The sequence below is a fragment of the Qipengyuania sp. genome (assembly GCF_042095715.1).
Taxonomy (GTDB): Bacteria; Pseudomonadota; Alphaproteobacteria; order Sphingomonadales; family Sphingomonadaceae; genus Qipengyuania.
This window is the reverse complement of the sequence record NZ_JBELMO010000095.1, coordinates 1-7,930: the sequence shown is the minus strand read 5'-3', so window position 1 is coordinate 7,930 and position 7,930 is coordinate 1. Positions and strand designations below refer to the sequence as shown.

The following is a 7,930-nucleotide window of genomic DNA, read 5'->3' as shown; positions in this document are numbered from 1 at the left end:
TATATTGTAAAATATTTCCATACACGACGATCTTCAGTTATACGTCATCCGCCGACACAAGTATAGCGGCCGCCCCGGCTCAGAAGGTTAGTTCCTGAACACTCGCAGGTTTGGCGGACGGATGATCCGAACCAATGACTAATTCGGCCTGGGTCCCTTTCAGCGCCTGCAGCAAGGCGGACGTCCCGGCGCGCTGCGATCCAGCCACGTCCGAGCTGGCGATCTGGTGCGGCGCATCGATTGCCCGGGCGACGATGGCGGCGTTCTGCAGATCCGCGAAAGGCAGGCTGGTGCTGGCGAGGCGCAATGCCGCCACCTTCGATAGATCGCGGTCCGCCAGCGCGTCGCGCGCCGCCTCGACTGCCATGGTGATCGCGTCCTCGTCCCAGTTCGCGAACGCACGCGAGCCCTTCGCCGCAGAACGCAGGCCGGGCATGGCCCAGCGATGGGCGTCGGCGATGATCGCCCGGTCCAGTCGCAGCCGCGGAACATAGGCGCCGAAGGCAGAGATGCCGAATGCGGTCATCTTCTCTTCCTCAGTAAGATTTCGGGAGCCCGAGCTCACGCTCGGCGATGAATGAAAGGATAAGCTGTTCGGTGATGGGGGCGATCCGCATCAGGATCGACTCCCGGAACAATCGCTCGACCTGATATTCGGTCGAATAACCCATCCCGCCATGCGTCAGCACCGCACGGGTGCAGGCATCGAAAGCGGCACGCCCGCCCAGAAACTTGCCGGCATTTGCCTCCGCGCCGCACGGCCGCCCGGCGTCGTACAACCATGCCGCCCGCATGATCGTCCAATAGGCGCTCTCCAGGTAGATCCAGTTTTCCGCCAGGGGATGCTGGATGCCCTGGTTCTGGCCGATCAGACGCCCGAACACCTTGCGCTCGCCGGCATATCGGGCGGCGCGTTGCAGGGCCCCGCGACCCAGACCGACCGCCTCGATCCCCACCAGGATCCGTTCCGGATTGAGACTGTGCAAGATGTAATGGAAGCCTCGCCCCTCTTCACCGATCCGATCGGCATCCGGCACGAAATAGTCATCGAAGAACGTCGCATTCGAGTCGACGGCATTTCGTCCCATCTTTGCGATACGGCGCACCTCGACCTGATCACGGTCAAGATCGGTGTAGAACAGCGTCATGCCGTCGCTCGGCCGGCGACAATCCTCTTTCGGCGTCGTCCGGGCAAGAATGATGATCTTGTTGGCAACTTGGCCGGACGACGTCCACATCTTGCGTCCGGAGATGCGATAGCCGCCGTCCACCTTCGTGGCGAAGGTTGTGATGCTGGTCGTATCCAGTCCGGCGTCCGGCTCCGTCACGCCGAAACAGGCGCGATCGGTGCCGGCAATGAGCGGGCGCAACATCCGCTCCTTCTGCTCCGGCGTCCCGTTGACCACGACGGCATGAGGGCCGAAAATATTCAGGTGGATCGTGGAGGCTGCCGAATAGCCGCCCGGACTGGCCGCCACCTCGTGCATCATGATGGCAGCTTCGGTTACGCCCAGATTGGCGCCACCGACGTCTTCCGGCATGGTGATGCCCAACCATCCCGCATCCGCCATCGCGCGATGAAATTCGAACGGGAAGCTTTTTTCCTCATCCTTGCGGGACCAATATGCGTCGTCGAAGCCGGCGCACACTTTACGGACGCCGTCACGGATCGCTTCCTGCTCTTCGGAAAGCCCGATCTCCATCACCCCTCCGTATCGCTGATATATGGTTTGTCAGCGTACTATAATTGGCGCGCATCAAGCGCAAGAGCGGATTGATATAAATGGTTCGCTAGAGCACGTTCCAGCTCGCCGAGGGAAGCGGATCCATCACTTCGCCGGCGCAGCCGCGCGCGAACCCATGAATTTCCGGACTCCCCCGACGAATGCGTCCGTCGCTACGGCCTCGGCCACCGCGTCCCGCTCGGCGCGCAATTGCATATCCAGGTCGTTCGCAACCGATGCTCGCAGCAGGTCGCGCGTACGCCTGACCGCGTCCGGCGGCAGAGCTGCGACGCGGTCGGCCAACTGACGGGCGGCCTGTTGCAATTCTTCTGCGGCGACGATCCGGCTGATGATGCCAAGCCGCAGCGCCTCCTCCGCATCAATGGTCGCCGCAGTCAGCGCCAGTTCCGATGCCTTGCGGACACCGACCATGCGAGGAAGGAAGTAGGAAAGCCCTCCGTCCGGCGGCAGGCCGAGACGCTGATGCGGAAAGACGAACCGCGTCCCGGGTTCCGCCAACGCGATATCGGCGGCAAGGGGATAGGCAACCGCTGCCCCGGCCACGGCTCCCTGACATGCCACCACTATCGGGCATGGCAATGCGGCCAGTGCCGTAACCTGCCGGCGAGCGCGATCCATGCGGGCATGATAGTCGGCGTGGCGCTCCTCTGCCGTGTGGTTGATCGTCAGCGCGAAGCCCTTCACGTCACCACCAACACAAAAATTATCGCCCTCGCCGCGCACCAGAAGTGCGCGCACGTCAGGGTCGATCGCAACCTGCTCGAAAACGTCCGCCAATTGCGGGATGGCCGCGCTTGGCAGGGCGTTGCCGGCGTCGGGACGATCCAGCGTCAGCGTCAACACCCCGCCAGACGACAGTTCGAGCCGGAATCCGTCCCATGCATGGCCGTAGCCCTCGAACGCCATCCTCGCCCCTCCTATTCCGTGTGCATACGTACTATTTCCACCATAAAGTTTGTCAATAGCGTGGCGCATGCATGCGCGACCCTTGCGTTCTTCCTGCATCGGGCCCACTCTCGGTGGAAAGGATAGTAAGTGAGCGAACATGAGCGCCGAGCCTGACCTGATCAAAGATGCGCCCCGGACGGCCCCCGCCAAGCGCCCCACGGCAAAACAATTCCGGTTCGGCTACCTCATCCATGACGTGTCACGGCTCCGCCGGATCGTCATGGACGATGTGATGCGGCCTTATGGCATCACCCGGTCCCAATGGTCGGTTCTGTCGGCGCTGTCGCGGAGCGGCAACGGCGGCATGACGCAGGTGGATCTGGCGCGTTTACTGGAACTTGGGAAAGTGACTGTCGGCGGCCTGCTCGAACGGCTGGAAACAAGCGGTCAGATCGAACGGCGCGCGGACGATTCGGATGGGCGAGCGCGGCGCGTGTTTATCACCGAGCAAGGGTATGAGACGATCCGCCTGATGATCGCCGTGGCATCCAAAACCAACAAGAAGATGTTGAGAGGACTAAGCGCGGAAGAGGCCAAGATCGCTGAACGCGTGATGTTCAAGATCAAGATGAACCTAAAGGACATTCACCACGAACATGAATTGAGTGGCCAGGCAAGCGAGCCCGCCGTGTTGAAATCCTCTGAGGACGACCTTTGACCGGCATGGACAATCGACCCGTTCACTGATCGAGAAATCAAGGATCAGCGGGGCCGAACCGGACGCCATCCCGGTTTCCGCCGTCTCCGCGGCGAGCGGGTCCGGTTGCCCCCCGGAAAACACGGCTGGGCCGATGAAGGAGTCCCACGGCTGCGGCGTCGCCGCACAAAGGGTCGTCACTTTCATGGCCATCACCGACAAGGCATCTCACCAGGTGACCGCCAACCTACCCTGTCACGGTAGTCAGAAAGATCTTCGTCCCCCCGCCCCCCGATTCCGCTTCAGCGTCCGGTAAAGTCCGGACGACGCTTCTCGATGAACGAGGTGACACCCTCGCGATAGTCTTCGGTGTGGCGCGTCAGCCCCTCATAGGCGACCCCAGCCTCAAACACCGATGGCAACAACTGGCGCAACGCGATGTTCGTCACGGATTTTGTAAACCGTATCGCCGACTGGGCGCCACGCGCCAGCCGCGCGGTGTAGCGGGCGACTTCGTCATCCAGATCACCGGGCGCTACGGCGAAGGCGATGAGGCCAAGCCGCTCCGCCTCACGCGCCTCCACGGCCTCGCCGGTCAACAAATAATGACGCGCCTTGCCGAAACCGATCAGTTGTGGCCAGATCATCGCGCCGCCATCGCCGGCGACAAGACCGACCTTGACATGGGGATCGGCGAACCGGGCACCTTCGGCAGCAAAGACGACGTCGCATAGCAGCGCGATCGTTGCGCCGAAGCCGAACGCATCTCCATTCACCTTCGCGATCACCGGCTTGGGACAATCGAGCAGCGAACTGACGATCCGCCGCATCGTCCGGGCCTCGACGACGAAGGGGGCCAAGCCATCGCGCAACTCGTCAGCCAGCCACTTCATGTCCCCGCCGGCGCAGAAGATCGACCCGGCGCCCGTCAACACGATGACGTCGCTGTCAGGGTCATCGGCCACATCATCCCAGACCCGCGCCATCTCTTCGTGCAAGGTTTGAGTGACAACGTTCGCCCGTTCCGGAAGGTTGATCGCGACGGTCAGCACGCGACCATCGCGACTGAAGGCCAAGGACGAATATCGCGCCGGGTCGAGAGGCGAGCACAATTTGGTCATGCGGCAAATCCCTATTGCGTGACATTGGTAAGCTGGCATACCATTAATGACAATCCGTTTGTGGGATCGCTATGGCCTTTTTTCTGATGCTCTGCCGGGATCGGCCCGGCGCCGCGCCGGTGCGCGCCACACACCGGCAAAGGCATGTCGACTATTGGTTGGGCATCCCTGGCGCGGTGAAGGTCGCCGGTGCGATAATGGACGGCGATCAGCCAATCGGCAGCAGTATCCTGATCGAGGCGGCCGACGAAACGACGGCGCGCCAGTTGGTGGCGGGTGATCCGTTCACCACCGAGGGGGTGTTCGCCGATCCGCCGGAAGCGATTGCCGTGCGGCCCGCGATCGGTGCGTGGATTCCCGCCTCGTGATCCCGACATACAGCATGCCCCCCGTCAATCGGTGCGTCATACTCATCCGACGACCGGACGGCATTCCGCTGGCCCGCGATTTTGCAATCGAAGAGCGCCCGCGCCCGAGGATCGGCAATGGGCAGATCCTCGTCCGTAACTTGTATCTGTCGGCTGATCCGGTGCAGCGAGGCTGGGCGGCCAATCCGGCCATCAGCCCGACCGGCGAGACAATGCGCGCGCTGACGGTTGGCGTTGTCCTGGAAAGCCGTCTGCCGGGCATCAGTGAAGGGGCACTGGTTCACGGCATTTTTGGCTGGCAGGATTATGCGGTCGCCTCGACAGCGGACATCCTCAGTCACATCGCGGAACCGCGCGCGCGCGCATCGGCATTCGCCGGCGTCCTGGGTATGCCCGGCGTGACGGCATGGCTGGCGCTTGCCGATCTGGCCCCCCCTGCCCCCGGGCAGACCATCCTCGTCTCGACCGCCGCCGGCTCTGTGGGCAGCGTCGTCGGGCAGATCGCCCGCGCCGCTGGCGCCCGTGTGATCGGCCTGACCGGCAGCGACGACAAGGCGGCGCGCTGCCGGGGCCGCTATGGCTACGATCTCGTCTTCAACTATCGCGATGGCGACCTGGCTAGCGCGCTCGCCAGCGCCGCTCCGCATGGATTCGACACCTTCTTCGACAATACCGGCGGCTGGATCGCCGACGTCGCGATCAGGCACATGGCGCGATATGGCCGCATCATCCAGTGCGGAACCGCCGCGACCGCGAGCTGGTCGCCACCACCTAGCGGCCCACGTCCGGAGCGCGAGGTGCTGACCCGTGTCCTGACCTGGAGCGGCTTCTACATCTTCGATCATGCAGCCCGCTTTGCCGAGGCCATCGAGCGTCTGTCCGACCTGATGAACGCTGGTGCTCTGTCGTATGACGAGGACATCGAGACGGGTTTCGCCATTGTGCCCGGCGCGCTGGAGGCGATCTTCGCCGGCGCGAACACCGGAAAAAAGCTGATCTTCATCGGCTAGACCAAGAAACAGGGAGAGGAACATGAACGTCGATGCCATCCGCACGATGCGGATCGATCCGATCGTGCAGGATTATACCAAGCGGGATGCCATCCTCTATGCGCTCGGGCTGGGCTACGGCGCTGACCCGCTGGACGCTGCGGAGCTGCCGTTCGTATACGAAGGCGACCTTCGGATAGTCCCATCATACGTCAATCTGCTTTGTCACCCTGGCTTCTGGGCGCAACGGCCCGAGTTCGGCATCGACTGGATAAAGATCCTGCATGCCGAGCAGGAATTCGTCATGCACGCGCCGTTACCGGCGACGGGACGTGCACGAGGGGAGTATTCCGTGCGCGCGGTCGAAGATAAGGGTGAAGGCCGCGGCGCGCTGCTGCACCAGGACAAGCAAGTGTTCGACGACGCGACCGGCACCCATGTCGCGACGGTCCGATCCACTCTCTTCCTGCGTGGGAACGGTGGCGAAGGCGGCTTTGGTGACGCCCCCCCGGCCGCCGCTGCGCTGCCCGACCGAACGCCAGACCGATCCGTGTCGATTCCGACACTGCCGCGGCAAGCACTCATCTATCGCCTGTCGGGGGACTGGAATCCGTTGCACGCCGATCCCGCCATCGCAGCGAAGGCGGGGTTTCCTGCGCCCATCCTCCATGGTTTGTGCACCAACGGTATCGCTGCACGCGCCGTTCTGGCCTGCTATTGCGACAATGATCCCGCTCGACTGCGCGGCATGTTCACGCGCTTTTCAAAGCCGCTGATCCCGGGAGAGACCATTCGCATCGACTTCTACGAGGACGGTGACACCTTGCGATTTCGGGCTGTCGCACAGGAACGCGGCGAGGTTGTTCTCGATCGGTGCAACGCGGCGATCGGATGACCGCCGCGTTGCCGCGCCCACTCAGACCTTTTCGGTCAGTTCCGGCACGACCTTGAACAGGTCGCCGACCAGACCGATGTCTGCGATCTGAAAGATGGGCGCATCCTCGTCCTTGTTGATCGCGACGATAACCTTCGAGTCCTTCATGCCGGCCAGGTGCTGGATCGCACCCGAGATGCCAACCGCGATATAGACTTCCGGTGCGACGATCTTGCCGGTCTGCCCGACCTGATAGTCATTGGGGGCGTAGCCCGCATCGACCGCGGCACGGCTCGCACCGACCCCGGCACCCAGCTTGTCGGCAAGTGGATCGATCAGCGCATGGAACTGCTCACCCGATCCGAGTGCGCGGCCGCCCGACACGATGATCCTGGCGCTGGTCAGTTCGGGACGGACATTTTCTGCGATCTCCGAGCCGACATAGGTCGACACGCCGGTGTCGCCTTTCGACGCCACCGCCTCGATCTCCGCCGAGCCGCCTTCGGCAACCGCCTTGTCGAACGCGGTGCCACGCACGGTAATGACCTTCTTGGCGTCCGACGTCCGCACCGTCGCGATCGCATTGCCGGCGTAGATCGGGCGGGTGAACGTATCCTCGCTCTCGACGGACAGGATGTCGCTGATCTGCATCACGTCGAGCAAGGCGGCGACGCGCGGCGCGACGTTCTTGCCGGTGGTGGTCGACGGCGCCAGGAACGCATCGTGATGCCCCATCAACTGGGCGACGAGCGGCGCGACATTCTCAGCGAGCGCGTGTGCATAGGCCGCGTCATCGGCGACATGCACCTTGCCGACGCCCGCGATCTTCGCGGCGGCCTGCGCGACGCCATCGACGCCCTGCCCCGCCACGAGCAGATGCACCTCGCCCAGCCGCGACGCAGCGGTGACCGCCGACAGCGTGGCATCCTTGACGGCCCGACCGTCGTGTTCGACCCAGACGAGCGTCTTCACTTGGCAATCCCCATTGCATGCAGCCTGCTCACGAGTTCGTCGACATCGGCGACCTTGACCCCTGCCTGGCGCTTGCCTGGCTCGACGACCTTCAGCGTGGTCAGGCGCGGGGTGACGTCGACGCCGTAATCGGCGGCGACCTTCTGCGCCAACGGCTTCGACTTCGCCTTCATGATGTTGGGCAGCGCGGCCTAGCGCGGCTCGTTGAGGCGCAGGTCGGTGGTGACGATCGCCGGGAGCGGACACGGGTCCGTCTCCCGCCCGCCAGCGACTTCG

General features: G+C 63.5%; 9 protein-coding genes and 1 pseudogene. 4 read left to right on the top strand and 6 right to left on the bottom strand.

Annotation, left to right across the window (positions count from 1 at the left end; all coding sequences use genetic code 11):
• Window positions 1-79 precede the first annotated feature (79 nt).
• The 3 genes from ACFDTG_RS15250 to ACFDTG_RS15240 all read right to left on the bottom strand — a co-directional run bounded on the left by ACFDTG_RS15250 (window position 80) and on the right by ACFDTG_RS15240 (window position 2,651).
• The gene (locus ACFDTG_RS15250) at window positions 80-526 is read right to left on the bottom strand and encodes a hypothetical protein (RefSeq protein ID WP_375291830.1); all 447 of its coding nucleotides are present in this window, start codon (window positions 524-526) and stop codon (window positions 80-82) included.
• A 10-nt stretch (window positions 527-536) separates the two neighbouring features.
• Entirely contained in the window at window positions 537-1,703 is a 1,167-nt protein-coding gene (locus ACFDTG_RS15245) for an acyl-CoA dehydrogenase family protein (RefSeq protein ID WP_375250220.1), read from the bottom strand.
• A 126-nt stretch (window positions 1,704-1,829) separates the two neighbouring features.
• Window positions 1,830-2,651: an enoyl-CoA hydratase/isomerase family protein gene (locus ACFDTG_RS15240; protein ID WP_375250221.1), complete on the bottom strand. Its 822-nt coding sequence runs from the start codon at window positions 2,649-2,651 to the stop codon at window positions 1,830-1,832.
• A 139-nt stretch (window positions 2,652-2,790) separates the two neighbouring features.
• Here ACFDTG_RS15240 and ACFDTG_RS15235 point away from each other — a divergent pair, with 139 nt between their 5' ends.
• Complete coding sequence (locus ACFDTG_RS15235; protein ID WP_375250222.1) at window positions 2,791-3,351, top strand: MarR family winged helix-turn-helix transcriptional regulator; 561 nt, start codon at window positions 2,791-2,793, stop codon at window positions 3,349-3,351.
• A 281-nt stretch (window positions 3,352-3,632) separates the two neighbouring features.
• Here the strand turns inward: ACFDTG_RS15235 and ACFDTG_RS15230 are convergent, their stop codons facing one another.
• Window positions 3,633-4,451 (bottom strand): enoyl-CoA hydratase/isomerase family protein, encoded by an 819-nt coding sequence (locus ACFDTG_RS15230; RefSeq protein WP_375291829.1) that lies wholly within the window; start codon window positions 4,449-4,451, stop codon window positions 3,633-3,635.
• A gap of 71 nt (window positions 4,452-4,522) precedes the next feature.
• On the opposite strand from ACFDTG_RS15230, the gene ACFDTG_RS15225 reads away from it, so the two are divergent.
• Genes ACFDTG_RS15225 through ACFDTG_RS15215 form a run of 3 tightly spaced genes read left to right on the top strand, consistent with a single transcriptional unit; the run spans window position 4,523 to window position 6,703 of the window.
• A complete protein-coding gene (locus tag ACFDTG_RS15225; protein WP_375250224.1) occupies window positions 4,523-4,819 on the top strand; it encodes a YciI family protein in 297 nt (98 codons plus the stop codon).
• Entirely contained in the window at window positions 4,801-5,829 is a 1,029-nt protein-coding gene (locus tag ACFDTG_RS15220; protein ID WP_375250225.1) for a zinc-binding dehydrogenase, read from the top strand. Before ACFDTG_RS15225 ends, ACFDTG_RS15220 begins: the two co-directional genes overlap by 19 nt.
• 22 nt (window positions 5,830-5,851) lie before the next feature.
• Window positions 5,852-6,703: a MaoC/PaaZ C-terminal domain-containing protein gene (locus tag ACFDTG_RS15215; protein ID WP_375250226.1), complete on the top strand. Its 852-nt coding sequence runs from the start codon at window positions 5,852-5,854 to the stop codon at window positions 6,701-6,703.
• A 21-nt stretch (window positions 6,704-6,724) separates the two neighbouring features.
• On the opposite strand, the gene ACFDTG_RS15210 is transcribed toward ACFDTG_RS15215, so the two are convergent.
• Window positions 6,725-7,654, bottom strand: coding sequence for an electron transfer flavoprotein subunit alpha/FixB family protein (locus ACFDTG_RS15210; protein ID WP_375291828.1), 930 nt, complete (start codon window positions 7,652-7,654; stop codon window positions 6,725-6,727).
• A pseudogene (locus ACFDTG_RS15205) lies at window positions 7,651-7,930 on the bottom strand (electron transfer flavoprotein subunit beta/FixA family protein); the annotation flags it as partial. The pseudogene ACFDTG_RS15205 and the gene ACFDTG_RS15210, both read right to left, overlap by 4 nt.